This is a genomic window from Polaromonas sp. P1_G2 (genome assembly GCF_056405515.1).
Genome location: NZ_JBFUBY010000016.1, coordinates 1 through 25,234 on the forward strand (window position 1 = coordinate 1; position 25,234 = coordinate 25,234).

Consider the following 25,234-nt stretch of genomic DNA (forward strand, 5'->3'; position numbering starts at 1 on the left):
CGACTATGCCGGTAGACCACTCGACGGCCGAAACTGCAGGCGAGCCGGAGCGCCTGGAGCCCAGCTTCGACGCCGATTCGGGCCTGGCCTCCCTCAATTCACTGACGCGGCTCACCACGCCCGAGCGCAAGCCGGGCCTGGACATCCTGATCGACGCCATGGCGGCCGTTGCCCTGGACGGCGTGGTCTCGGGCGAAGCCGCGCTGGCCGCCATGCCCAGCACGCGCCGCGCCGGCAGCAAGCCCTTTGGCGTCGAAGGCCTTAGCGTGATCACCGGCGAATGGGAATTCCCCACGGCCGGCCATCGCTACAGCGCCTTCCAGTGCGGCGTGCAACTGGCCAACCGCACCGGCGCGCTGAACCAGATCGAATATTCCGAGTTCGTCATGAAGGCCCAGGCTTTTGCCGACGCTGTGGGCGGCGAGCCCGAGTTTCCCGAGATGGTGGACGAGGTCGCGCGCGCCCGCGAACTCGACCAATTCGCCAGCGCCCACGACGCGCAACTGAGTTTCACGCTGCGCGCCGTCAACACCGCCTGGAGCCCCGGCTATGTGCAGCAAAGCGCGGCACGCCTGGGCTTTGTCGCCGGCTCCATTCCCGGCCGCATGGTGCTGCCCGCCAGCCAGCAAGGCCACGCGCCCATCCTGGGCCTGGCCTTCGACACCCAGGCCGCCATGGCCGAAGACCCCGAACAGACGGCCCTGCGTGAACTCACGCTGTCTCTGGACGTGCCGCAGGTGCTGCGCTCCGAGCAGCCCTTCGCCCGCATGTGCGAAGCCGCGCTGGCCCTGGCCGCCAACATGGACGGCGTGATCATCGACGACAACGGCAACCTGATCCGCCCCGAGGCCATGGAAGTCATACACGCCGACCTCGAGCAGCTCTACGACACGCTGGACAGCCGCGATTTGTCGGCGGGTTCGGTGCTGGGACGCCGGCTTTTTTCCTGATTCCCCCGGCCTTGCGCCCCATTTCGAGTGTTTCCATGGCCACCAAAGACCTGTTTGCGCAGCCCGAACCGTCGCCGCAGCCAACTTCCGCCGCGGCGCGTGCCGCTGCCCTGCGTGCAGAGCTGCACCTGCACGCGCACCGCTACTACGTGCTTGACGAGCCCACGATCCCCGATGCCGAATACGACAGGCTGTTCAGGGAGCTGCAGGAACTTGAAGCAGCCCACCCCGAACTGTTGACGCCGGACTCACCGACCCAGCGCGTGGGYGGCAAGCCGCTGGACCAGTTCGCCAGCGTGCGCCACAAGCTGCCCATGCTCAGCATACGCACCGAAACCGACACCGAGGCGACGGGTGCTCAGAACTTCGACACCCGCGTGCGCAAGGAACTGGGCCTGGCCGAGTCAGACCCGCCGGTGGAGTACGTGGCCGAGCTCAAGTTCGACGGCCTGGCCATGAGCTTGCGTTATGAGAACGGCATCCTGGTGCAGGCCGCCACGCGCGGTGACGGCGAGGTCGGCGAGGACGTCACGCAGAACATCCGCACCATCAACCAGATTCCCTTGCGCCTGCCGTCCGATGCGCCGCCCGTGATGGAGGTGCGCGGCGAGGTCTATATGCGCCGCGCCGATTTTGAAGCGCTCAACGAAAAGCAGCGCGAGAAGATCGCGCAAGGCGCGAAGGGCGAAAAAACCTTCGTCAACCCGCGCAACGCGGCGGCCGGCGGCGTGCGCCAGCTGGACCCGGCCTTGGCCGCGCGGCGGCGCTTGAGTTTTTTTGCCTACGGCCTGGGCGAGGTCACGCCGGCGGAAGAGGGCGGCCCGGCTTTCGAGAGCCACCTCCAGTTGCTGATGACGCTGCGCTCCTGGGGTTTTCCGGTGGCAACGCAGACGCAGCTCGCGCAGGGCGCTCCCGAGCTGATCGCTTTCCACCAGGCCATGGGCAAGCAGCGCGACAGCCTGCCTTACGACATCGACGGCGTGGTCTACAAGGTCAACAGCCTGGCGCTGCAAAAGAAGATGGGCTTTGTCTCGCGCGAACCGCGTTGGGCCGTGGCGCACAAATACCCGGCCCAGGAGCAGCTCACCACCGTGCAGGCCATCGAAGTGCAGGTCGGGCGCACCGGCAAGCTCACGCCGGTGGCCAAGCTGGCGCCGGTGTTCGTGGGCGGCGTTACCGTGACCAATGCCACGCTGCATAACGAGGATGAAGCGCGGCGCAAGGACGTGCGTGTGGGCGACACCGTGATCGTGCGCCGCGCGGGCGACGTGATCCCCGAAGTCGTCAGTGTGCTGCTTGAAAAACGCGTGCAGGACGCGCCGCAGTTCAGCATGCCGCGCAAATGCCCGGTCTGCGGCTCGGACGCCGTGCGCGAGGAAGGCGAGGCAGACTACCGCTGCACGGGCGGCCTTTTCTGCGGCGCCCAGCGCAAGGAGGCCATCCTGCATTACGCGCACCGCCGCGCCGTCGAGGTCGAAGGCCTGGGCGACAAACTGGTCGAGCAACTGGTGGACGCCAACATCATCCGCACCTTGCCTGACCTCTACAAGCTGGGTCTCACGGCGTTGGCCGAGCTGGACCGCATGGCCGAAAAATCGGCCAACAACCTGCTCGAAGCGCTCGAAAAATCCAAGCAGACGACCTTGCCGCGCTTCCTGTTCGGCCTGGGCATACGCCACGTCGGCGAAGCCACCGCCAAGGAGCTGGCGCGGCATTTCGGCAAACTCGATGCCATCATGGACGCGACGGAAGAGCAACTGCTGGAGGTCAGCGACGTGGGCCCCATCGTCGCGCAAAGCATTCGCACCTTTTTTGAGCAGCCGCACAACCGCGAGGTGGTCGAGCAGCTGCGCGCCTGCGGCGTCACCTGGGAAGAGGGCGAGCCCGCCGCCCGGGCGCCGCAGCCGCTGTCGGGCAAGACCTTTGTCATCACCGGCACCTTGCCGACCCTGAGCCGCGATGAGGCCAAGGACAGGGTCGAAGCCGCCGGCGGCAAGGTGGCCGGCTCGGTCAGCAAGAAGACCGACTACGTGGTGGCCGGCGAGGAGGCCGGCAGCAAGCTGGTCAAGGCGCAGACGCTGGGTGTGCCCGTGATCGACGAGGCGGCGCTGCTGGTCATGCTGGCCGGGCCGTCAGCATGACGTCCTCCTGGCACCTGCCCATGGTGAGCCAGGGCTGCCGCAGCGCCCGCACCACGGAGTAGCTGTCGCCGGCTTCGGCTTACATGGCGTTACCGGGGTTTGCACACGGGACGTCAGGCCGGACGTCCGCGCCAAGCGTTGAAAAGACCTGTACACACAGGAGCTTTCCATGAATAACAAACGTTTGCCCGCCCTGGTGGCCGCCGCCGGCCTGGCCGCCTTGCTGTCCGGCTGCGTCGTCGCCCCCGTCGGCCCTCCCGTGGCGGTTTACCCGTCCCGCCCCGTTTATGTCGAACCCGCCCCCGTTGTGGTGGTGCCCGCGCCCGGCTATTACCGAGGCTGGGGCTACAGGCGCTGGCATTAAGCCAAAAAGGTTTCGCGCCGCCATAATCGGCGCATGACCATACGCGAAATCCTCAAGATGGGCGACCCCCGGCTGCTGCGTGTCGCCCAGCCCGTCACCGCTTTCGACACCGATGAGCTGCACCTGCTGATCTCGGACATGTTCGACACCATGCGCGCCGTCAACGGCGCGGGCCTGGCGGCGCCGCAAATCGGCGTGGACCTGCAACTGGTGATTTTCGGCACCGACGCGGTCAACCCACGCTATCCCGATGCGCCGCTGGTGCCGCGCACGGTGCTGCTCAACCCTGTGATCAAGCCGCTGGGCCCCGAGGAAGAGGACGGCTGGGAAGGCTGCCTCTCGGTGCCTGGGCTGCGCGGCGTGGTGCCGCGGTATTCACGCATCCACTATGCCGGGTTTGACCAGTACGGCGACGCGATAGAACGCACGGTGGAGGGCTTTCATGCGCGTGTGGTGCAGCATGAATGCGACCATCTGATCGGCACGCTGTACCCCATGCGCATCCGCGACTTCACGCAGTTTGGTTTCACTGAAGTACTCTTTCCCGGGCTGGATGCGTCGGACGACGACTAAAAAGAAGGGCGGCCAGCCGGGGGCGATGGAAAAATATTAAAGAGGCATTCCGATGTATGGCGTAGCGCCGGCCGTTGCGCACCGCCAGAAGAACACTCTGCTTTATGCCCATCTGCGATTGTCAGCAGACGAACGGTCAATGGCTAGCGCCTGAAGGAGAAAGCATGAGTGTGCATTTGTTCAAACTTGCCGTCCTGGCGGCGACGATAGCCGCGGCGACGCAATTGCTTGCGATCGCCCAGGCCACCCGTTCGCCGGAACCCATTCTTCCATTGCCGGACAAAGTGACCGACGTTGATCCGGCCAAAGCGAAACTGGGCGAGAAGCTGTTTGCGGACAAGCGTTTCTCGGGCGATGGCTCGGTATCGTGCCAATCCTGCCATCTTCCGCATGCCGGAGGGGCTGATCCCCGCCGGCACTCCGTCAGCGCATTCGGCAAGGTGCGTGAACTGAACTCGCCAACAATTTTCAATGTGCGCTACAACACGGCAGGGCTCAACTGGACGGGTCGCACCAAGGACCTTGAGGCCCAGATTTCGGGATCGGTCGGCAACGCCGACACCATGGGCCACGACTGGGGCAAGGTGCTCACCATCCTTGCGGCCGACCCCGCCATGGTTTCCGAGTTCAAGGCCATTTATGGCGGTGACGAGCCCGTGACCCAGAAGAATGCCAGCGAGGCCATTGTCAGTTTCGAACGTTCCTTGGTCACGCCCTCGCGCTTCGACGATTGGCTCAAGGGAGACGACAAGGCGATCACCGCGCAGGAAAAAGTCGGCTACGACAAGTTCAAGAGTCAGGGCTGCGTGGGTTGCCACAACGGAATTAATGTGGGTGGCAACACTTTCATGAAGTTCAGCCTGATCGGCGACTACTATGGCGACCGTGCCAGGAAGGGCCGCGGCGCCATGGTCGAGACGGACAAGGGGCGCTTGCTGGTCACCAAAAAAGACGAAGACATGCACGTATTCCGCGTCGCCTCCTTGCGTAACGTCGCCATCACCGCCCCGTATTTTCATGACGGCGCCGTAGAGAGCCTGGATGAGGCCATCCAGTTGATGGGCCGCCATCAACTGGGACGGGAAATCCCGCCAGCCGACCGCAAGGACATCGAAGCATTCCTGAAGAGCCTGACCGGCAAGCAGCTGGAAAAACGCTGAGCCGTCTGCCATTTGATGGGCGCGGCAGGCGTACACTGGCCCCGGTTGAGGGCTATTTCGCCCCGTTTCAGCGTGTTGTCACGCAAGGAAAAATTTCCGGATGTTGCTCGCTCCCGCGTCGGGAGCAGTTCCCATCCCCGGAGCTGCTTCCCCACCGCCTTCGCCGCCTTACCTGCTCAAATATGAAACCGTGAGCGGCAGCGGCGACGACCTGCAGCTGCGTTCGCTGCTGGACCGCCAGCAATTCCACGATCCCCTGGGCGAGGCCGAACGCGAAGGCATCTCTTCGTCGGCATGGCCGATCTTCGGGTTGCTCTGGCCTTCGGGCCGGGTGCTGGCCCATGCCATGCTGACCTTCGAGCTCGAAGGCAAGCGCATCCTTGAACTCGGTTGCGGCCTGGCGCTGGCCAGCCTGGTCGTGCACAGGCGCGGCGGCAACATCACGGCCAGCGACTGCCATCCTCTGGCGGCGGAGTTCCTGCTTGAAAACCTCAAGCTCAACCACCTGCCCGCGATGAAGTACCAGACCGGCAACTGGTCGCGCGCCAATCCGCTGCTGGAGCGTTTTGACCTGATCATCGGCAGCGACGTGCTCTACGACCGCGGCCAGCCCGAGGTGTTATCGCAGTTTATCGAGCTGCATGCGCTGCCGCACACCGAGGTGCTGATCGTCGACCCGGACCGCGGCAACCGCGCCAGTTTCAACCGCAAGATGGATGGGCTGGGCTATTCACGCACCGAGACACGTGTGACCGAATTACCGGCCGGTGGCCACTACAAAGGTCGGCTGCTGCAGTACCTGCGCAAACCGGCCATTTGAAATTTCATTCCATCAGGTATTGAGCGCTTCGAGTAATTCTGTTTCGATCGCGATCTGCGCCTTGTTGTGCTGCAGTTCGGGGCCGTCGATCAAGAACGTGTCTTCCACGCGCTCGCCCAGGGTGCTGACCTTGGCCAGCTGCAGGTTGATGCGGTGGCGCGCCAGCACCCGCGCGATGCGGTAGAGCAGGCCCACGCGGTCGCTGGCCGAGACGCTGAGCAGCCAGCGCTGGGCTTTTTCATCGGGCCGCAGGTCCACGCGCGGCGCGATCGGGAAGCTCTTGACGCGGCGCGACACGCGGCCCTTGCCGGGCGGGGGCAGCGGGCCGGGCTCCTCGATGGTGCGGTCCAGATCGGCCTCTACCATGGCCGCGAGTTCGCGGTAGTGGTCGGCCAGCGTCGGGCTCACGACCTGGAAGGTGTCCAGCGCATAGCCGTTCTGGGCGGTGTGGATCTTGGCGTCCAGGATGCTGAAGCCGGCTTCGTCGAAGTAGCCGCAGATGCGCGCGAACAGGTCGGGCGCGTCGGGCGTGTAGACCAGCACCTGCATGCCTTCGCCGGCCGATGAGCGGCGCGCGCGCACGATGGCCTTGGCCTTGCCGACGTGGCGCGACAGCTGGCGCGCGTGCCAGGCGATGTCGGAGGCCTCATGGCGCATGAAATAGCTGACATCCAGCGTGTCCCACAGTGCCTTGTGCGCCTCGAAGGGTTCGGCGTGCAGGGCCAGGGTGGTCAGGGCCTCGCGCTTGCGGGCCTCGACTTCGGCGTCCGCGTCGGGTGCGCGGCCGCCCAGCACGCGCAGGGTGTAGCGGTACAGGTCCTCGAGCAGCTTGCCTTTCCAGGCGTTCCAGACCTTGGGGCTGGTGCCGCGTATGTCGGCCACCGTCAGCAGGTAGAGCGCGGTGAGGTAGCGCTCGTTGCCCACGCGTTTGGCAAAGGCCGCGATAACCTCCGGGTCGCTAAGGTCTTCTTTCTGGGCGATGCGGCTCATGCTCAGGTGCTCGCCGACCAGGAACTCGATCAGCTTCGCGTCCTCGGCGGCGATGCCGTGCTGGCGGCAGAAGATGTGCACTTCCTTGCAGCCCAGCTCTGAATGGTCGCCGCCGCGGCCCTTGGCGATGTCGTGGAACAGCGCGGCGATGTAGAGGATCCAGGGCTTGTCCCAGCCGCCCGCGAGTTGCGAGCACATCGGGTACTCGTGCGAATGCTCGGCCATAAAGAAGCGCCGCACGTTGCGCAGCACCATCAGGATGTGCTGGTCCACCGTATAGACGTGGAACAGGTCGTGCTGCATCTGCCCGACGATCTTGCGGAAGATCCAGAGGTAGCGGCCCAGCACCGAGGTCTGGTTCATGAGCCGCATGGCATGCGTGATGCCCTCGGGCTGCTGCAGGATGCGGCGGAAGGTGTCGCGGTTGACCGGGTCGCTGCGGAACTTGCTGTTCATCAGGCCGCGGGCGTTGTAGAGCGCGCGCAGGGTGCGCGCCGACAGGCCCTTGATGCCGACGGTGGTTTCATAAACCAAAAAGGTTTCGAGAATCGCGTGCGGCTCGCGCGCATACAGGTCGTCGCTGGCCACCTCCAGCATGCCGGCCTTGTCGCAAAAGCGCTCGTTGATGGGCCGCAGTGGGTAGGTATTGGGGTTCAGCCGCTCCTCGATGTTGAGCAGCAGGATCTGGTTGAGCTGGGTCACGGCCTTGGCGGCCCAGTAATAACGCTTCATGAGCGCCTCGCTGGCGCGGCGCGGCAGCTTGCTGCCGTCGTCGGCCTCGGCCGAATAACCAAAGGACTCGGCTACCGCGGTCTGCAGGTCGAACACCAGGCGGTCTTCGCGTCGGCCCGCGATCAGGTGCAGGCGGGCGCGTATCAGGCTCAGCAGCGCCTCGTTGGCCTTGATCTGCCGCACCTCAAAGGGCGTGGCCAGGCCCTTGCGGGCCAGGTCGTCCCAGGACTTGCCCAGGCCGGCGGCACGTGCCACCCAGAGGATCACCTGCAGGTCGCGCAGGCCGCCCGGCGATTCCTTGCAGTTCGGCTCAAGCGAATAGGGCGTGTTCTCGAACTTGTTATGGCGCTGGCGCAGTTCCAGGGTCTTGGCCACGTAAAAGGCCTGCGGGTCCAGCACGGCGGCCAGGCGTTTTTGCAACTGCTGGAAGTTCTTTTTGGACCCGGCGACCAGGCGCGCTTCCAGCAGCGAGGTCTGCACCGTGACGTCCTTGGAGGCTTCCTCCACGCAGCCGGAAGCGGTCCGCACGCTGGAGCCGATTTCCAGGCCGACATCCCAGCAGGCGCCGATAAAACGCTCGACCTTGGCTTTCAGGGCCGGGTCGGCATCGACGTCAGTGTTGTCCGGCAGCAGCAGCAGCACGTCCACGTCCGAATGGGGAAACAGCTCGCCGCGGCCGAAACCACCGGCGGCGACCAGGCAGGCCGCGGCCGGAAAGCCGGCGCCTTCCCAGAGCGCCTGCAATGTGGCATCGGCGTGGCGGGCGAATTTCTGCAGCAGGCTGTGGATGCCGCGCGAGGACGCGCCGCTGGCCGCCAACGAGGCCAGCAGGGCGGCTTTGCCGGCCTTGTACTGCTCACGCACCGGGCCCAGGCCGTTCAATGTGGCAGGGGCCGTGTCGGAGGACGCGCGCGGTACCGGCACTGGTGGTGCCCCGCTCAGGCGCTGACCGTGGCCTGGAGCTGGCTTTGCTGCGGCACAAARGCCGGAATCGGCGGGCTGCCGGCGGACAGGGTCAACACCTCGTAGCCGGTCTCGGTCACCAGGATGGTGTGTTCCCACTGGGCGGACAGCGAATGGTCGCGTGTCACGATGCTCCAGCCGTCTTTTTCGGGGCCGTCCTTGATGTCACGCTTGCCGGCGTTGATCATGGGCTCGATGGTGAAGGTCATGCCGGGCACCAGTTCTTCGAGCGTGCCGGGGCGGCCGTAATGCAGCACCTGGGGTTCTTCGTGGAAGTTCTTGCCGATGCCATGGCCGCAGAACTCGCGCACCACCGAAAAACCCTGCTTTTCGGCGAAGGCCTGGATCGCGAAGCCGATGTCGCCCAGCCGCACGCCGGGCTTGACGCGCATGATGCCCTGCCACATGGCTTCATAGGTGATGTTGCACAGGCGCTTGGCGGCGATCGAGGCCTCGCCGACCAGGTACATGCGGCTGTTGTCGCCGTGCCAGCCGTCCTTGGTGATGACCGTCACGTCGATGTTGACGATGTCGCCTTTTTTGAGCGGTTTGTCGTTGGGAATGCCGTGGCAGACCTGGTGGTTAACCGAGGTGCACAGCGATTTGGGGTAGGGCACATAGCCCGGGGGGCCGTAACCCAGCGTGGCGGGGATGGTGCCCTGGACCTGGGTCATGTAGTCGTGGGCCAGGCGGTCGATTTCATTGGTGGTCACGCCCGGTTTCACGAAGGGGGCGAGGTAGTCCAGTACTTCGGAGGCCAGCCTGCCGGCCAGGCGCATGCCTTCAATCCCGTCAGCATCTTTGTAAGTAATACTCATGGCCCCGATTATCCCACCGCTCCCAGGCACATGCATTTTCAGCATGGGGGCAAGGGCTTTTGCATTTTTGGCCCGAATGAAGCGCGAAAGTGCTCGTTCACGATGCCCGGCCGGTCCGCTGGTGCCCCAGTCACTGATAAAATTACGGGTTAACGCGTACCCCGCAAAACCCGGCCCCACCAGGCGCTTGCAGGCGGTGTTAAACCCTAAGAACCTGTTCAATGTCTTTTTGGAATCGCACAAGTACCTTTTCGGGATGGGATGCAAGGCGCGGTGTGCAGCCTGCGGCGCATCCGAAGCATCAACTCATCCCGATTGCACTCCAATGCGATCTCCAAAAAGACGTTGAACAGGTTCTAAACAGCCATGAGCTGCCCACTTCCCACTACAAGGCCACCGCTACCGTGACCCTGCACCTGACGACTTTTGAGGGCGAACCCCACGGGATCAGCGCCCTCAGCGACTTCCGCGTCCAGCAACTCCTTCCCCGCCTGCAAGCCATCCACGACAAGATCGTCGGCATCAGCGCCCGCTTTGTGCACCTGGTGGCAACCGAGTCGCCGCCCTCGGAGGCCGCCAAGGCCCAGCTCGCGGCGCTGCTCACTTACGGCGAACCCTGCCCGCCGGCCGAGGGCAAGGCCGGCGATGCCCTGGCCTTTATCGTTTCGCCGCGTTTCGGCACCGTCTCGCCCTGGGCGTCCAAGGCCACAGACATCGCCCACAACTGCGGCCTGGCCGTCAAGCGCGTCGAACGCATCACCGAATACCGCGTCACGCTAAAAACCGGATTTTTCAGCAAAACGGCCCTGAGCGCCGCCCAGCGCGAGCAGGTCGCCGGCCTGTTGCACGACCGCATGACCGAAAGCGTGATGTTCGACCGCGCCGAAGCCGCGGGCCTGTTCACCGAGCTGCAGGGCGCAGCGCTGCAAACGATTGACGTGCTGGCCGGCGGCAAGGCCGCGCTTGAAAAAGCCAACGCCGAGTTCGGCCTGGCGCTGGCCGCCGACGAGATCGACTATCTCGTCAACGCTTTCACCCAACTCAAGCGCAACCCGACCGACGTCGAGCTCATGATGTTCGCCCAGGCCAACAGCGAACATTGCCGCCACAAAATTTTCAACGCCGACTTCACGATTGACGGCGTGCCGCAGGAAAAAAGCCTGTTCGGCATGATCCGCAACACCGAAAAGCTGCACCCCCAGCACACGGTGGTGGCCTATTCGGACAACGCCTCCGTCATGGAAGGCTACAAAACCCAGCGGTTTTATGCCAAACCGGGCTTATCCGGCCAGCAGACCTACAGCGCCACCGACGACGTGCAGATGCATGTGCTCATGAAGGTCGAAACCCACAACCACCCGACGGCGATCTCGCCGTTCCCGGGTGCCTCCACCGGCGCGGGCGGCGAGATTCGCGACGAGGGCGCGACCGGCCGCGGCTCCAAGCCCAAGGCCGGCCTGACCGGTTTCACGGTCTCCAAATTGTTTGACGGCGACTACGGCAAGCCCGAACACATCGCCAGCCCGCTGCAGATCATGACCGAAGGCCCGCTGGGCGGCGCGGCCTTTAACAACGAATTCGGCCGGCCCAATCTGAACGGCTACTTCCGCGAATACGAGCAGACCGTGGGCGGCCAGCGCTGGGGTTACCACAAGCCCATCATGATCGCGGGCGGCGTCGGCACGATTGACGCGGCGCTCACCCAAAAAATCCTGTTCCCGGCCGGTACCCTGCTGATCCAGCTGGGCGGCCCCGGCATGCGCATCGGCATGGGCGGTAGCGCGGCCAGTTCCATGGCCTCGGGCGCCAACGCAGCCCAGCTCGACTTCGACTCGGTGCAGCGCGGCAATCCTGAAATTGAACGCCGGGCCCAGGAAGTCATCAACCAGTGCGCCCAGCTCGGTGCGGCCAACCCCATCCTGGCGATCCACGACGTGGGCGCCGGCGGCTTGTCCAACGCCTTCCCCGAACTCGTGAACGACGCCGGCCGCGGCGCGAAGTTCGACCTGCGCGCCGTGCCGCTGGAGGAAAGCGGCCTCTCGCCCAAGGAAATCTGGAGCAATGAAAGCCAGGAGCGCTACGTGATGGCGATCGCGTCCGAGTCGCTGTCGCAGTTCCAGGCTTTTTGCGAGCGCGAGCGTTGCCCCTTTGCCGTGATCGGCGTGGCGACGGAAGAAAAGCAGTTGATGCTGTCCGACAAGGATGCCGCGGCTCCAGTCGACATGCCGATGAATGTGCTGCTGGGCAAACCGCCCAAGATGCACCGCGACGTGAAAACCGTCAAACACTCGATCAAGCCGATCGACCTGACCGGCGTGGACCTGCAGCAAAGCGCGATCGCCGTGCTGGGCCACCCGACTGTCGCTTCCAAGCGTTTTTTGATCACCATAGGCGACCGCACCGTGAGCGGCCTCACGCACCGCGACCAGATGGTCGGCCCCTGGCAGGTGCCGGTGGCTGACTGCGCCGTCACGCTGGCCGACTACAGCGGTTTTGCCGGCGAGGCCATGAGCATGGGCGAACGCACGCCGCTGGCCACCGTCAACGCGGCAGCCTCCGGCCGCATGGCGGTCGCCGAGGCCATCACCAATTTGCTGGCCGCGCCGATTGAACTGCCGCGCGTCAAGCTGTCCGCCAACTGGATGGCCGCCTGCGGCGAGCCCGGCCAGGACGCCGCGCTGTATGAAACCGTCAAGGCCGTGGGCATGGAGCTGTGCCCGGCGCTGGGCGTGTCGATTCCGGTCGGCAAGGATTCCCTGTCCATGCGCACTGTGTGGAGTGAAGGCGACGCCGGCAAGAAAGTCACCTCGCCGGTCTCGCTGATCGTGAGCGCCTTCGCCACGCTGCCCGACGTGCGCGGCACGCTGACGCCGCAGCTGGACCGCGAAGAGGCCGACAGCACGCTGATCCTGGTCGATCTGGGGAAGGGCAAAAACCGCATGGGCGGCTCCATCCTGGCGCAGACGCTCAACAAGGAAGAGGGCGATGTGCCCGACCTCGACGACCCGAAAGACCTGGTCAATCTGGTGAATGCCATCAATGCGCTGCGCAAAGAGGGCAAGCTCATGGCTTACCACGACCGCAGCGACGGCGGCCTGTTCGCCGCGGTCTGTGAAATGGGTTTTGCCGGCAACGTGGGCGTGTCGCTCAACATCGACATGCTGCTGGTCGAGGGCGACGGCATTTCTGACAGCCGCATGGACACCGGCGACAGCAAGAACTGGGCAAGCCAGGTCGGCGCGCGCCGCGAAGAACTCACGCTCAAGGCGCTGTTCAACGAAGAGCTGGGCGCAGTCATCCAGGTGGCCACCGCCGCGCGCAATGAAGTCATGCAGACCCTGCGCGAGCACGGCCTGTCAAAGTTCAGCCACTTCATCGGCAAGACCCGCCCGCAGCATGCCTCCCTCGAAGTCGGCAAGGGCGAGATCCAGGTCTGGCGCGACACCAAGGCCGTGTTCTCGGCCAGGTTGCAGGACCTGCACCAGGTCTGGGACTCCGTCAGCTGGAAGATCTGCCAGCAACGCGACAACCCCGATTGCGCCAACACCGAGCACGCGGCCGCCGGCAACCCCGCCGACCCGGGCCTGCAAGTACAGCTGACGTTTGATCCGGCCAAGGTGCCGGTAGCTCCCGCGCTCAACCTGTCGGCACGGCCCCGCGTGGCGGTTCTGCGTGAGCAGGGCGTCAACTCGCATGTGGAAATGGCGTATGTGTTCACCGAAGCCGGCTTTGAAGCCTGCGACGTGCACATGACCGACCTGCAGACCGGCCGCGCCAAGCTGGCCGACTTCAAGGGCATCGTGGCCTGCGGCGGCTTCAGCTATGGGGACACCTTGGGCGCCGGCGTAGGCTGGGCGCGCTCGGTCACCTTCAACCCGGTGCTGTCCGAAGAATTCAAGGCTTTCTTTGCGCGCCAGGACACCTTCGGCTTGGGCGTGTGCAACGGCTGCCAGATGTTTGCCGAGCTGGCCGACATCATCCCCGGCGCCGAAGCCTGGCCGCGCTTCACCACCAACCGCAGCGAACGCTTCGAGGCGCGCCTGAGCATGGTCGAAGTGCTGGAATCGCCCAGCATCTTCCTGCAGGGCATGGCCGGCAGCCGCCTGCCGATCGCGGTGGCGCACGGCGAGGGTTATGCCAATTTCGCCTTCCGGGGCGATGCGTCCAAAGCCATTGCCGCAATGCGTTTCACCGATAACCACGGCAAAGCGACGGAAGCCTATCCGGCTAATCCCAACGGCAGCGCCGGCGGCCTGACGGCCGTGACCACGGCCGACGGCCGCTTCACGGCCATGATGCCGCACCCCGAGCGCGTGTTCCGCAACATCCAGAAGAGCTGGACGTCGGGCGACGCCGGCGAACGCAGCCCGTGGATGAGCCTGTGGCATAACGCGCGCAAGTGGGTGGGTTGATCAACTAACGAGAACAGAGGGATGTCCATGAACCGATTGCTCAAGCGCGCCTTCATCGCCGCTTTGTCCGGATTGCTCGCCTGCGGCGCCATGGCCGCCGACATGCGCGTGGCGCTGCCCGAGCGGCCGGCGCTGGTCATTCCGCTTCCCGTGGGCTGGCGGGGCCAGATACGGCGCGCCGCGCCAGAGCTGCCGCCTACCGTTGTCCTGTCGTCCATCACCGAGAAAAACTTCCAGATTATGGTGACGCCCCTCTGGTCGATGCGTGCCGACGCCAAACCGCTGACACCGGACTTCCTGCGCGCGATGGTGGCGGCCGCTGCCGAGAAGGCCAAGCCGCAGGCTGTCGAGGCGGAGCTTCCCGTGCGTGAGCTGTCGGGTCAGGGCCTGTTCGGCGCCTACTTCTCGGCTACCGACAAGGCGCCCAAACCCGGCGAATACCGCAACCTGACACAGGGCATGGTCGCGGTCGGCGAATTGCAGGTGGGCTTTACGATCCTGAGCAACGGCGACGCAGCGGCGGTCAACGGACCCGCGATCCAGATGCTGCAATCCTTGCGGCGGGATTGATTTCCCGGCCTTAGGGACTTAGCGGCCGGGCGGCGCGACAGCCGCCCCTTCGATCCCATGCCGCGCCAAGGCCTGCGCGACAAAACCCGAGGCTTTCATCTCCTCGATAAAAGCCGTCAGGTAGCGTGCACCGGCCTCACGTCCCTTCGGCAAACCCATGGCCTGGTTGATCACCATAAAGCGCCCCGGCAGCAGGCGTACGCCCGACACACGTTTCGCGTCCGCCTCCAGCTGCTGCTTGACGCCGGCCGCGACCTCGATGTTCTGCGCGACCATGACGTCGGTGACCGCCGGCGAGGTCGGGGCCTTGACCAGCTTCGCGGCTTTCAGCTCGCGGCTCAGGTAGAGGTCGTAGGCGCTGCCGTTGCCGACCACGACGCGGTTCGCCGCCTGGTCCACGTCCTCGTTGCGGCGTATCTGCGAATCATTGCGAACCAGGTAGGCGCCCTCAATGATGACGTAAGGCGGTGTCTGCAGCATGTCGGCGCCGCGCACCGGGTCTATCGCGACAAAGGCGATGTCCACCTGCGCATCCCTGACCGCTTCCACCACCTTGCCGGCCGAGGTGAAGGTCACCAGCTCCACCGGCACGCCCAGGCGCCTGCCGAGCTCGTTGGACAGGTCCACCGAGACGCCGCGCGGTGAACCGTCCGGCATGCGAACCGCCAGGATGGGGTTGCCGAAGTTGATGGCAGCCTTGAGCTTGCCGGAAGGCGCCAGTTCGGCGACGGGGGCGGGCGGCGCGGAGGCGCAGCCCAGCAGCGCGAAAGCCGCCAGCCCCAGCACGGCCAGTGCAACAAGCCACCACCACAAGCCGTTCGAGCCGCGCACCTGGCCCGGGGACAGGCCTTCGCTCGCGCCCGGTCCCGCGTCATCGATCACACCCTCCACCGCATCCTTGGCTTCCTTGAGCCCCATGCCCGTCAGGCCGCGCAAGCGCCGTACAGCCTCTATCTTGTTGCCCTGGTCCAGCGCCTCCTGGACCTGCGCGGGCAGGGGTGCGCCCGCGGGCAAGGCCTTGGGTGCGAAGCCCGCGGCCGGCGGTTCGCCGCGCATATAGGCTTCCAGCGCGTCCTTGGTTTCCTTCAGGCCCAGGCCCGTGCCGGCGCGCATCAGCTTGATGGCTTCGACCAGGTTGCCGCGCTGCAGGGCGTCCTGCACAGCTTGCGGGAGAGCGGGGGCGGGAGCGCCGCCGGCAGGGGAGGAAAGAGGATTGGAGTCATTCATATGCGCCTCGACTGTAGGGGGAGCGATGAGGAGAAAGCAAGGCCAGGGCGCTGGCGCATCGGGCCGCCGGAAGAATGTGAGCCATTGGAACGGCCCGCGCCACCTTCGTCAATCGGCAATTCACGCAATCCGCCCCGGTCGAGTGGGCCCCAAGAAAAAAAGCAGCCAAAAAGCTGCTTTTTCCAGAAAGGCAAGGCGGACGGGGGCGCCCGCGGTGCTGCTTACTCGACCTTGGCCTTTTTGCGCAGGTCGGTCTGGAAGGCGGCCAGCTTCTGCTGCTGCATCTGCTGGGCGATCTGCGGCTTGACTTCGTCATACGAGGGCAGCTGCGCCGTGCGGATGTCGTCCACGCGGATGACGTGGTAGCCGAACTCGGTCTTCACCGGGGTGTCGGTGGTCTGGCCCTTGCCCAGCTTGATCAGCGCCTGGGTGAACTCCGGCACGTAGCTGGAGGGGTTGGCCCAGTCGAGGTCGCCACCCTTGGCGCCGGATCCGGGATCCTTGGACTTCTTCTTGGCGATGTCGTCGAACTTGCCGCCTTTTTTCAGGCTGGCGATGATGTCCTTGGCTTCGCTTTCCTTGTCCACCAGGATGTGGCGGGCCTTGTATTCCTTGCCGCCGTTGGCTTCGGCGAACTTGTCGTATTCGGCCTTCATCTCGGCTTCGGTGACAGGGTTGTTCTTCTGGTAGTCGGCGAACAGCTCGCGGATCAGGATGGTCTGGCGCGCCAGTTCCATCTGCACCTTGACGTCGTCGCTGGTCGACAGGCCGCGCTTTTCAGCTTCCTGCATGAAGACCTCGCGCGCGATGACTTCCTCGCGTAGCTGGGACTCCATGTCTGGCGTCACGGGACGGCCCGACTTGGCGACCTGCTGGGCCAGCGAGTCCAGGCGGGTTTTGGGAACGGCCTTGCCGTTGACGATGGCCAGGTTCTGCGCCATCACGCCTTGGGCGCCCAAGGCCAGCAGGCCCGCAACGGCGGTAGCCAGTAAAAATTGTTTCTTCATGATGTCTTGCAGTCCTTTGATGAATGCTTGTTAGTGTCTGGATGATGCCCGGCCTTCGCGGCCGACGTTCCGGGGGCGCCGCCAGGTTTCAGGGTGACTCGATGATCTCGATCGCCAGGGCATGCAGGCCCCCGTCAATGAAATTTTGCAGTGCATCATACACAAGCCGGTGCCGCGCCACCCGGCTTTGGCCGGTAAACAGCGGGCTCGCGATACGGATGCGGAAATGGCTGCCGAAGCCCTCGGCGTTGGCGCCGGCATGGCCGGCATGGGCGGCGCTCTCGTCAATCACTTCCAGCCGCGTGGGCTGCAACCGCGCCTGGAGCTGCCGCTCAATCTCCGCGGTGCGCACGGGCAAGGCGCTGGAAAGGGCGGTGGTCATGGGGTGGTGTCCGCTTGGGCATGCTTGCTCAGGTAGAACGCTTGTCCAAACGCAAATACCAGGAATAAGCCGATGCCGCCGAACAGTTTGAAGTTGACCCAGGTACTTGTGGGAAACGTAAACGCGATCCACAAGTTCAGCAAACCCATGATCGCAAAAAACACAACCCAGCTGTAGTTGACGACCCGCCAGACTGAATCCGGTGCATTCATCTGTGAGCCCATGAGAGCCTGTATGCCGTTTTTCTTGAAAATCAGCTGCCCAAACAACAGGGCGCTGCCTGTGATCCAGTAAAGCAGCGTGGGTTTCCATTTGATGAAACTCTCGCTATGGAAATAAATAGTGGCGGCCCCAAGAACGGTAACCAGCCCACAGCTGACCCACAGCATGGTGTCGACCTTCTTGCCGCGCGCCTTGAGCCAGAGTATTTGCGCCAGCGTGGCGATGATCACCACCACGGTCGCCAGCAGCACGGGCGCTTCAGTGGCGCCCACCACGCCGCCAGACACCATGAAACCCAGCCATTCGGTGGCAGTGGAGGCCGCCCAGTCCTTGTGGCCTTCGGCGTACTTGAACATGCCGAAGAACAGGGCAATCGGCAAAAAGTCGAAAAGAATTTTCATGTGCTGATTATCTGGCCTAAGCGCAGGCCCTTGAGTGGTCCCTGGCCGGGCGCGTGGCCCGGCCCCAATGCATTTTCCCGCTTCAGGCTTTTGATTTGAAGTCCAAAGAGGCGGAATTCATGCAGTAGCGCAGGCCGGTCGGGCTCGGCCCGTCGGGAAACACATGGCCCAGGTGCGCGCCGCAGCTGGCGCACACCGTTTCGGTGCGCAGCATGCCGTGCTTGCGGTCCACGATTTCCTCGATCGCGCCCGGCACCGCCTCCTCGGAAAAGCTGGGCCAGCCGCAACCCGCGTCGAATTTGGTTTCCGACTCGAAGAGCTTGGCGCCGCAGCAGATGCAGTGGTAGCTGCCGTCGGCCCAGACGGCCTCGTATTTGCCGGTATAGGGCCGCTCGGTGGCGGCATGGCGGGTGACTTCAAAGGCGGCCGGCTCGGCGCCTTTTTCGGCCAGCAAGGCTTTCCATTCGGCGTCGGTTTTCTGGATCTTGGCGCTCATGTTTTGTGTCCTGGAATTTTGACTTTGATGTTACGAACTGCAACTGATTTCAATCGATGAAGCCCAGTCCGGCGGGAAACCGGCAAAGCTGTCATGGCCGGGATGTTCTTCACATGGGGACTGCAGCAGGGCAAGCAAGGTATCGACACCCGAAAAGTCTTTTAGTTTCGCGGCGCGTATGGCTTCTTCGCCCAGATGGTTGCGCAGCACGAATTTCGGGTTGTTCCGGTGCATCAGGCCGGCCCGTAGTTCGGGGTCCGCGCCGGCCAGCCGTTCAGAATACTGCAGGGCCCAGGCATTGAAGGATTCGCGGTCGAAAAACAGGTCGCGCACCGGTTCATGGCCGCTTTGCGGCTTGAAGCCGTTCAGGCGCCGCCAGAAGATGCTGTAGTCGGCCTTGTTGGCGGCCAGCAACTTGAAAGTGTCGTCCACCAGGGCCTTGTCTTCGGGCCGCTCGTCCGCCAGGCCCAGCTTGCCGCGCATGCGGGCATACAGGGCCTCGGGGAACAGGGTTTTGTAGGGTTCCAGTGCGGCCAGTGCCAGTTCCTGCTCGCCGATCAGCGGCAGCAGGGCCTGGCCCAGGCAGAACAGGTTCCAGTAAGCCATATTGGGTTGCCGGTTGTAGGCATAGCGGCCCTGGGCATCCGAATGGTTGCAGATGTGGCCGGGGTCGAAGGCGTCCAGGAACTGGAAGGGGCCGTAATCGATGGTCAGCCCCAGGATGCTCATGTTGTCTGTGTTCATCACGCCGTGGCAAAAGCCAACCGCTTGCCACGCCGCCATCAGGTGCGCCGTACGCTCGCTGACGGCCTCCAGCAGCGCCGCATAGGGCTGCGGCGCTTCGCGGCAGGCGGGGTAGAAGCGGTCTATCACGTAGTCGGCGAGCGTCTTGAGCTGGGCGTGCTGGCCGGTGTAGCTGAAATGCTCGAAATGCCCGAAGCGGATAAAGCTGGGCGCGGTGCGGGTCACCACGGCGGCGGTTTCGATTTCCTCGCGCCGCACCGGCGCGTCGGAGCCCGTGACGCACAGCGCCCGCGTGGTCGGGATGCCCAGGCCGTGCATGGCTTCGGAACACAGAAATTCACGGATCGAACTGCGCAGCACGGCCCGGCCGTCGCCCATACGGGAATAGGGGGTCTGGCCCGCGCCTTTGAGCTGGATTTCCCGCGGCCCGAGCGGGGTGTCTATCTCGCCCAGCAGCAGCGCGCGGCCGTCGCCCAACTGACCGGCCCAGACGCCGAACTGGTGGCCAATTGTCCCCTACCTGACATGGACCCGTGGATTCACGGGCAATCCCGCATGACCGTGCCGCTGTGYTGCGGCATGATGGGCCGCTTGCGGATGTTTACGTAAAACAATGGAGACTCTTGATGCTCGGGTTAATGCAAAGCCAGCCACTGCTAATTTCCGGTTTGATCGAATTTGCGGAACGCCACCACGGCGACGCGGAAATCGTCTCCCGGCGGGTTGAAGGCGACATCCATCGCTACACCTACAAAGACCTGGGCCAGCGCGCGCGCCGCGTCGCCAGGGCACTGGACAGCCTCAAGCTGGCCTTCAGCGACCGCGTCGCCACGCTGGCCTGGAACGGCTACCGTCACCTCGAGCTTTATTACGGCGTGAGCGGCTCGGGCCGCGTGCTGCATACCATCAACCCGCGCCTGCACCCGGACCAGATCGCCTGGATCGCCAACCACGCCGAAGACCAGGTGCTGTGCTTCGACCTGAGCTTTCTGCCGCTGGTGCAGGCCGTGCACGCCCGTTGCCCGACCATCAAGCACTACATCGCGCTGTGCGACGCCGACAAGTTGCCGGCCGATTCCGGCATCCCGAATCTGCAAAGCTATGAAAGCTGGATAGGCGCGCAAGCGGCCGATTACGACTGGCCCAGCTTTGACGAGAACACCGCTTCGAGCATGTGCTACACCAGCGGCACCACGGGCAACCCCAAGGCCGCGCTCTACAGCCACCGCTCCAGCACGTTGCATGCCTATGCGGCCGCGCTACCCGACGTCATGTGCATCTCCGCGCGCGACGCCATCCTGCCGGTCGTGCCTATGTTCCACGTCAACGCCTGGGGTATTCCGTACTCGGCCGCGCTCACCGGCGCCAAGCTGGTGTTCCCGGGCCCGGCGCTGGACGGCAAGTCGATTTACGAGCTGATCGAGGCCGAGAAAGTCACCTACGCGGCCGGCGTGCCCACGGTGTGGCAGATGCTGCTGACCCACATGAAGCCCGCGGGCCTGAAGTTCTCCACGCTCAAGCGCACCGTCATCGGCGGCTCGGCCTGCCCGCCGGCCATGATCAATGCCTTCCGCGAAGACTACGGCGTCGAAGTGCTGCACGCCTGGGGCATGACCGAGATGAGCCCGCTGGGCACGCTGTGCACGCTCAAGAACAAGCACGACGCTCTGCCCGAAGCGGAAAAAATGAAGATACGCCTCAAGCAGGGCCGCGCCCTCTACGGCGTCGATATGAAGATCGTCGACCCCGAGGGCCAGGAACTGCCCTGGGACGGCAAGGTCTTCGGCGACCTCTACGTCAAGGGTCCGTGGATCGTGCGCGAATACTTCAAGGGCGAAGGCGGCGACCCGCTGGTGGACGGCTGGTTCCCCACGGGCGACGTCGGCACCATAGACCCCGACGRCTACCTGCAGATCACCGACCGCAGCAAGGACGTCATCAAGTCGGGTGGCGAATGGATCAGCTCCATCGACGTCGAGAACATCGCCGTGGCGCATCCGGCCGTGGCCATGGCCGCCTGCATAGGTGTGGCGCACCCCAAGTGGGATGAGCGGCCCATCGTCGCCGTGGTCAAAAAGCCAGGCATGGACGTCACGTGCGAAGAGTTGCTGCGCTTCTACGAAGGCAAGACCGCGAAATGGCAAATTCCCGACGACGTTGTCTTCGTCGACGCCATTCCCCTGGGCGCCACCGGCAAGATGCTCAAGACCAAGCTGCGCGAGCAATTGAAGGATTACAAATTGCCACAAGCCTAGGCACGGCCATAGAGCGGGGCGGGTATTAACCAAGCAGGGGCCGCGGAACCGGCTTTGCCGGGCCGCAGGCGCAGCGCCCCCTCGGGGGGCAGAGAGCTACACGCAGTGAGCGAACGTGGGGGCTCTAGCCCACGGTCGCGTCCGTGACATCGGCTAGGGCATTCCCTGACGCAGTGCAACATTTTTTGACCTAACCTGTGCCGGTTCCCGCGTTAGATTTCGTTCGCAAATTCATAATTTTCAGGAGACAAGGGATGACAACCCAAACCCGATTTTTCGCACGGCACGCCGGCGTTGCCATGGCGGTGTCCGCCATGCTTTACAGCGGCATGACGCTGGCTCAGGCGCCGGCAGCCAAGGCCGCGGCTCCGGCCAAGGCTGCCGTCACCGCGCCCGCGGCCGGCGGTGCGGTCAACCTGAACCAGACCGTCAAGATCGCCTGGCTGGACCCGCTGTCCGGCCTGATGGCGGCGGTCGGCACCAACCAGCTCAAGGGCTTCCAGTTCCTGGCCGAGCAGTTCAGCAAAAAGAACAAGGCCGGCGTGAAGTTCGAGATCATCGGCATCGACAACAAGCTCAGCCCGCAGGAAACCACCAACGCGCTGAAGTCCGCCATCGACCAGGGCGCGCGCTACGTGGTGCAGGGCAACGGCTCGGGCCCGGCGCTGGCCATCATGGACGCGCTGTCCAAGTACAACGAACGCAATCCCGGCAAGGAAGTGGTCTACCTCAACTACGCCGCGGTGGACCCGGACCTCACCAACAGCAAGTGCGAGTACTGGCACTTCCGCCTGGATGCCGACACCTCCATGAAGATGGAGGCCCTGACGGCCTTCATGAAGGACCAGCAGGACATCAAGAAGGTCTACCTGATCAACCAGAACTACTCGCACGGCCAGCAGGTCGCCAAGTTCGCCAAGGCCAACCTGGCCAGCAAGCGCCCCGACATCCAGATCGTCGGCGAAGACCTGCACCCGCTGGCGCAGGTGCGCGACTTCGCGCCCTACATCGCCAAGATCAAGCAGTCGGGCGCCGACACCGTGATTACCGGCAACTGGGGCTCCGACCTCTCGCTGCTGGTAAAGGCCGCCAACGAGGCGGGCCTGAACAACGTCAAGTTCTACACCTACTACGCCGGTGTCACCGGCACGCCGACCGCGCTGGGCGCGGCCTCGGCCGGCCGGGTCTACATGGTGGCCTACAACCACCTCAACATGGGCGGCGAGATCCAGCAGATCCAGGCCGACTACAAGAAGAAGTTCAACGACGACTTCTACACCGGCGCGATCTTCCACGCTTTCACCATCCTGACCGAAGCCATGGCGCAGACCAAGTCGACCGAGCCGGCCGTGGTGGCCAAGGCCATGGAAGGCCTGCGCTTCAAGAGCTTCAACGGCGATGTCGAGATGCGCAAGACCGACCACCAGCTGCAGCAGGGCCTCTACATCGACAAATGGGAAAAAGCCGGCGGCAAATACCCCTACGATGCCGAGAACACGGGCTACACCTTTGTGCCGGTCAAATACTATGAGCCCTATGTGGCCAGCACGCCCACCTCGTGCCAGATGAAGCGCCCGGGGTGATCCCGGCGTCCCGCTGACGGACACAGGCCCGATCCGAGTTCGGGCCTTTTTTTCATCCGGCTTTTTTCAACAGGCGCTTATCGATGAATCTGGAATCCTTCACCATCGCGATGCTCAACGGCCTCAGCTACGGTTTGCTGCTGTTCATGCTCAGTTCCGGCCTGACGCTGATCTTCAGCATGATGGGCGTGCTCAATTTTGCGCACGCGTCCTTCTACATGGTCGGCGCCTATATCGCCTACAGCACCTCGCAGGTCATAGGCTTCTGGTGGTCGCTGCTGGTGGCGCCGCTGCTGGTGTTTGTGATGGGTGCGGCCTTCGAGCGCTTTTGCCTGCGCAAGGTGCACAAGTTCGGCCACGTGCCCGAGCTGCTGGTTACCTTCGGGCTGTCCTACCTGCTGCTGGAGCTGGTGCAGCTGGTCTGGGGCCGATCGGCCGTCAACTACGTGCTGCCCGAAGGCCTGCAGGGGCCGCTGTTCACGGTGTTCGGCACCAACTTTCCGAAGTCGCGCGCCTTCATCATGTTCATTTCGCTGGCCATGCTGGCCGGCATCTGGCTGCTGCTGACGCGCACGCGCATAGGCCTGGTCATCCAGGCCGCGCTCACGCATCCTGAAACGGTGGAGGCGCTGGGCCACAACGTGCCGCGCGTCTTCATGCTGGTCTTCGGCGGCGGCGCGGCGCTGGCGGGCCTGGCCGGCGTCATAGGCGGCAACACCTTCATCACCGAGCCCGCCATGGCCGGCTCGGTCGGCGCCATCATCTTTGTGGTGGTGGTGGTGGGCGGCATGGGCTCGCTGAGCGGCGCCTTCCTGGCTTCGCTGTTGATAGGCCTGATCCAGACTTTCGCCATTGCGCTCGACCAGTCGCTGATCACGCTTTTGGGGCACTTCAAGTACGTGGTGACGCCTGAAACCTTTGGCTACCCCTTGCTCAAGCTCACCATTTCGCAGGTGGCGCCCATCCTGCCGTTCCTCTTTTTGGTGCTGATCCTTATCTTCCGGCCCAAAGGCCTTCTGGGTACGCGGGAAGGATGAGTCGCCACATGTCAACTCCTTACCACCAATTCAAACCCTATAACGTCGGCCGCTGGCTGCTGTGGTCGTTGTACGCGCTGCTGCTCATCGTCGCGCCCATGATGTTCAAGAGCAGCCTGGYGCTCACCATGCTGTCGCAGGCCGGCTACCTGGTCATCATCTGCCTGAGCTACAACATCCTGCTGGGGCAGGGCGGCATGCTGAGTTTCGGCCATGCGGTCTATGCCGGGCTGGGCTCCTTCCTGGCCGTGCATGCGATGAACCTGGCCGCCAAGGGCAGCTTTTACATCCCGCTGCCGCTGATCCCGCTGGTGGGCGGCCTGTCGGGCCTGTTCTTTGCCGTGCTGTTCGGCTACGTCACCACCAAGAAGGCCGGCACCACCTTTGCCATGATCACGCTGGGCGTGGGCGAGCTGGTGTTCGCCATGTCGCTGATGTTCCCCGAGTTCTTCGGCGGGGAGGGCGGCATCACCACCAACCGGGCCTACGGCAAGCCGGTGTTCGGCATCAGCTTCGGCCCGCAGATCCAGGTTTATTACCTGATCGCTTTTTACTGCTTCATCTGCACGGCGGCCATGTTCGCTTTCACGCGCACGCCGCTGGGCCGCATCCTGAACGCCGTGCGCGACAACCCCGAGCGCGTSGAGTTCATCGGCTACAACACGCAGCGCGTGCGCTACTACGCCTTCATCATCGCCGGCTTCTTCGCCGGCATAGGCGGCGGGCTGGCAGCCATCAACTCCGAGATCGTGACCGCCGAAGTCGTGAGCGGCCTGCGCTCGGGCAGCCTGCTGTTGTTCACCTTCCTGGGCGGCGCGACCTTCTTCTTCGGCCCCATCATCGGCGCCGGCCTGCTGGTGCTGGCGCTGATCCTGCTGTCGGAGCTGTCCATGGCCTGGCTGCTCTACGTGGGCCTGGTTTTCCTGTTCATGGTGATGTATGCGCCCGGCGGCATCGCCAGCCTGATCATGATGAATTTGCGCGTGGCCTCCTTCGGCAAGCTCAGGAACTTGTGGGTGGGCTACCTGGGAATGGCGGTGACCGCGCTGACGGCGCTGGCCGGCGCGGCCGCCATGGTCGAGATGATTTACCACCTGCAGCTCAACGCGGCGCTGGGCCCCGAACTCGGCTTCATGGGCGTGCGCCTTAACGCGACCAACCTCAACAGCTGGCTGGGCGCGGGTTTTGTGCTGGCCACGGGACTGGGCCTGTTCGAGCTCACGCGCCGCCAATTCCTCACGCAATGGGGCCAGATACAAGATGACATTGAAAAAGAAATCAAGCGGAGGGAATTACTGTGAGCCCCCACGCTTGTCACTTCGTGTACTTCGCTTCCCCCCGAAGGGGCGCTGCGCCTGCGGCCCGGCAAAGCCGGTTCCGCGGCCCC

Annotated in this window: 19 protein-coding genes and 2 pseudogenes; 12 read left to right on the forward strand and 9 right to left on the reverse strand. The window is 64.3% G+C overall.

Annotated elements, in window-relative coordinates:
- The 6 genes from AC1D0P_RS03290 to AC1D0P_RS03315 all read left to right on the forward strand — a co-directional run.
- The coding region (locus AC1D0P_RS03290; protein WP_477675382.1) for a cell division protein ZipA C-terminal FtsZ-binding domain-containing protein at nt 1-950 on the forward strand (950 nt) is incomplete at its 5' end.
- Between the two features lie 35 nt (nt 951-985).
- The gene (gene ligA, locus AC1D0P_RS03295; protein ID WP_477675383.1) at nt 986-3,091 is read left to right on the forward strand and encodes an NAD-dependent DNA ligase LigA; all 2,106 of its coding nucleotides are present in this window, start codon (nt 986-988) and stop codon (nt 3,089-3,091) included.
- Nucleotides 3,092-3,260: 169 nt separating this feature from the next.
- Entirely contained in the window at nt 3,261-3,455 is a 195-nt protein-coding gene (locus tag AC1D0P_RS03300; protein WP_436154570.1) for a hypothetical protein, read from the forward strand.
- Nucleotides 3,456-3,488: 33 nt separating this feature from the next.
- Nucleotides 3,489-4,028, forward strand: a complete 540-nt coding sequence (gene def / locus AC1D0P_RS03305) for a peptide deformylase (protein WP_411879299.1) — start codon at nt 3,489-3,491, stop codon at nt 4,026-4,028.
- 164 nt (nt 4,029-4,192) lie between these two features.
- Nucleotides 4,193-5,188: a cytochrome-c peroxidase gene (locus AC1D0P_RS03310; protein WP_477675384.1), complete on the forward strand. Its 996-nt coding sequence runs from the start codon at nt 4,193-4,195 to the stop codon at nt 5,186-5,188.
- Between the two features lie 100 nt (nt 5,189-5,288).
- Nucleotides 5,289-6,008, forward strand: coding sequence for a class I SAM-dependent methyltransferase (locus AC1D0P_RS03315; RefSeq protein WP_477675385.1), 720 nt, complete (start codon nt 5,289-5,291; stop codon nt 6,006-6,008).
- Between the two features lie 12 nt (nt 6,009-6,020).
- Here the strand turns inward: AC1D0P_RS03315 and AC1D0P_RS03320 are convergent, their stop codons facing one another.
- Nucleotides 6,021-8,612 (reverse strand): [protein-PII] uridylyltransferase, encoded by a 2,592-nt coding sequence (locus tag AC1D0P_RS03320; protein ID WP_477675386.1) that lies wholly within the window; start codon nt 8,610-8,612, stop codon nt 6,021-6,023.
- Between the two features lie 56 nt (nt 8,613-8,668).
- Nucleotides 8,669-9,511 carry a type I methionyl aminopeptidase gene (gene map, locus AC1D0P_RS03325; protein ID WP_477675387.1) on the reverse strand — a complete coding sequence of 281 codons (843 nt, stop codon included), beginning with the start codon at nt 9,509-9,511 and terminating at the stop codon, nt 8,669-8,671.
- 404 nt (nt 9,512-9,915) lie between these two features.
- Here map and purL point away from each other — a divergent pair, with 404 nt between their 5' ends.
- A complete protein-coding gene (gene purL / locus AC1D0P_RS03330) occupies nt 9,916-13,923 on the forward strand; it encodes a phosphoribosylformylglycinamidine synthase (RefSeq protein WP_477675388.1) in 4,008 nt (1,335 codons plus the stop codon).
- Between the two features lie 27 nt (nt 13,924-13,950).
- Nucleotides 13,951-14,493, forward strand: coding sequence for a hypothetical protein (locus AC1D0P_RS03335; RefSeq protein WP_477675389.1), 543 nt, complete (start codon nt 13,951-13,953; stop codon nt 14,491-14,493).
- An 18-nt stretch (nt 14,494-14,511) separates the two neighbouring features.
- Here AC1D0P_RS03335 and AC1D0P_RS03340 read toward each other — a convergent pair whose 3' ends face one another.
- From AC1D0P_RS03340 to AC1D0P_RS03370, 7 genes and pseudogenes are all read right to left on the reverse strand, one after another.
- A complete protein-coding gene (locus AC1D0P_RS03340) occupies nt 14,512-15,255 on the reverse strand; it encodes an ABC transporter substrate-binding protein (RefSeq protein WP_477675416.1) in 744 nt (247 codons plus the stop codon).
- A 129-nt stretch (nt 15,256-15,384) separates the two neighbouring features.
- Nucleotides 15,385-15,720, reverse strand: a pseudogene (locus AC1D0P_RS03345) (hypothetical protein); the annotation flags it as partial.
- 221 nt (nt 15,721-15,941) lie between these two features.
- Complete coding sequence (locus tag AC1D0P_RS03350) at nt 15,942-16,727, reverse strand: peptidylprolyl isomerase (protein ID WP_477675390.1); 786 nt, start codon at nt 16,725-16,727, stop codon at nt 15,942-15,944.
- Nucleotides 16,728-16,815: 88 nt separating this feature from the next.
- A complete protein-coding gene (locus AC1D0P_RS03355; protein ID WP_477675391.1) occupies nt 16,816-17,109 on the reverse strand; it encodes a BolA family protein in 294 nt (97 codons plus the stop codon).
- Nucleotides 17,106-17,732, reverse strand: coding sequence for a septation protein A (locus tag AC1D0P_RS03360; protein ID WP_477675392.1), 627 nt, complete (start codon nt 17,730-17,732; stop codon nt 17,106-17,108). The genes AC1D0P_RS03355 and AC1D0P_RS03360 overlap by 4 nt, the downstream gene beginning before the upstream one ends.
- An 82-nt stretch (nt 17,733-17,814) precedes the next feature.
- The gene (msrB, locus tag AC1D0P_RS03365) at nt 17,815-18,228 is read right to left on the reverse strand and encodes a peptide-methionine (R)-S-oxide reductase MsrB (protein WP_477651875.1); all 414 of its coding nucleotides are present in this window, start codon (nt 18,226-18,228) and stop codon (nt 17,815-17,817) included.
- A 30-nt stretch (nt 18,229-18,258) separates the two neighbouring features.
- Nucleotides 18,259-19,479 (reverse strand): annotated as a pseudogene (locus AC1D0P_RS03370) (protein adenylyltransferase SelO); the annotation flags it as partial.
- Between the two features lie 119 nt (nt 19,480-19,598).
- Between AC1D0P_RS03370 and AC1D0P_RS03375 the strand changes: the two are divergent.
- From AC1D0P_RS03375 to AC1D0P_RS03390, 4 genes are all read left to right on the forward strand, one after another.
- On the forward strand, nt 19,599-21,227 hold the full coding sequence (locus AC1D0P_RS03375; RefSeq protein WP_477675393.1) for a 3-(methylthio)propionyl-CoA ligase: 1,629 nt from the start codon (nt 19,599-19,601) through the stop codon (nt 21,225-21,227).
- 329 nt (nt 21,228-21,556) lie between these two features.
- Nucleotides 21,557-22,810, forward strand: coding sequence for a branched-chain amino acid ABC transporter substrate-binding protein (locus AC1D0P_RS03380; protein ID WP_477675417.1), 1,254 nt, complete (start codon nt 21,557-21,559; stop codon nt 22,808-22,810).
- Nucleotides 22,811-22,893: 83 nt separating this feature from the next.
- Entirely contained in the window at nt 22,894-23,847 is a 954-nt protein-coding gene (locus tag AC1D0P_RS03385; protein WP_477675394.1) for a branched-chain amino acid ABC transporter permease, read from the forward strand.
- An 8-nt stretch (nt 23,848-23,855) separates the two neighbouring features.
- Nucleotides 23,856-25,148: a branched-chain amino acid ABC transporter permease gene (locus AC1D0P_RS03390; RefSeq protein WP_477675395.1), complete on the forward strand. Its 1,293-nt coding sequence runs from the start codon at nt 23,856-23,858 to the stop codon at nt 25,146-25,148.
- The last annotated feature ends 86 nt before the right edge of the window (nt 25,149-25,234 follow it).